This window comes from Streptomyces sp. NPDC058246 (assembly GCF_042881985.1).
GTDB lineage: Bacteria > Actinomycetota > Actinomycetes > Streptomycetales > Streptomycetaceae > Streptomyces.
The window spans coordinates 1-1,010 of record NZ_JBHVWZ010000071.1 but is presented as its reverse complement, the minus strand read 5'-3'; the positions used below and the strand labels follow the sequence as shown (position 1 = coordinate 1,010).

The window sequence follows — 1,010 nt, the reverse complement described above, 5'->3', positions numbered from 1 at the left end:
CCGGACCCCGCACGGTCCGGAGCGAGGACTGTGAGGTGGGACGCCGTGCAACTGACCCCGCACGAGCAAGAGAGGCTGCTGATCCATGTGGCCGCCGACGTGGCCGAGAAGCGCCGGGCGCGCGGGCTGAGACTGAACCACCCCGAGGCCGTCGCCCTGATCACGTCGCACGTCCTCGAAGGCGCGCGTGACGGGCGTACCGTCGCCGAGCTGATGTCCTCCGGACGCAAGATCCTCACCCGTGACGACGTCATGGAAGGCATCCCCGAGATGATCCACGATGTCCAGGTCGAGGCGACCTTCCCGGACGGCACCAAGCTCGTCACCGTCCACGAGCCGATCATCTGACGGGGGGAGCGAGAGCCATGATTCCCGGAGAGATCCTGTTCGCCGACGGGCCCGTCGCCTTCAACGAGGGCCGCGAGGTCACCCGGCTGACCGTCCTGAACGCCGCCGACCGGCCCGTCCAGGTCGGCTCCCACTATCACTTCGCCGAGGCCAACCCCGGTCTGGACTTCGACCGCGCCGCCGCGCGCGGCAAGCGGCTGAACGTCGCCGCCGGCACCGCCGTGCGCTTCGAGCCGGGGATCCCCGTCGACGTCGAACTCGTTCCGCTCGCCGGCGCCAGGATCGTGCCGGGCCTGCGCGGTGAGACCGGAGGTGCCCTCGATGCCTGAGATCTCGCGTGCCGCGTATGCCGATCTGTTCGGCCCCACCACCGGCGACCGCATCCGGCTCGCCGACACCGACCTGCTGATCGAGATCGAGGAGGATCGTTCCGGCGGTCCCGGGCGCGCCGGTGACGAGGCGGTCTTCGGCGGTGGCAAGGTCATCCGGGAATCCATGGGGCAGGCGCGTGCTACGCGCGCAGACGGCACCCCGGACACGGTCATCACGGGCGCCGTGATCATCGACCACTGGGGCATCATCAAGGCCGACGTCGGCATCCGCGACGGCCGGATCACCGGCATCGGCAAGGCCGGCAACCCCGACACCATGGACGGCGTCCA

General features: G+C 70.2%; 2 protein-coding genes and 1 pseudogene. All 3 read left to right on the top strand.

Annotated features, from left to right (window positions below; translation table 11 throughout):
• The first annotated feature begins 45 nt into the window (after positions 1-45).
• Positions 46-348, top strand: a complete 303-nt coding sequence (locus ACFVXA_RS40580) for an urease subunit gamma (RefSeq protein WP_390028712.1) — start codon at positions 46-48, stop codon at positions 346-348.
• A gap of 17 nt (positions 349-365) precedes the next feature.
• Entirely contained in the window at positions 366-677 is a 312-nt protein-coding gene (locus tag ACFVXA_RS40575) for an urease subunit beta (RefSeq protein ID WP_362034473.1), read from the top strand.
• Positions 670-1,010 (top strand): annotated as a pseudogene (gene ureC, locus ACFVXA_RS40570) (urease subunit alpha); the annotation flags it as partial. The gene ACFVXA_RS40575 and the pseudogene ureC, both read left to right, overlap by 8 nt.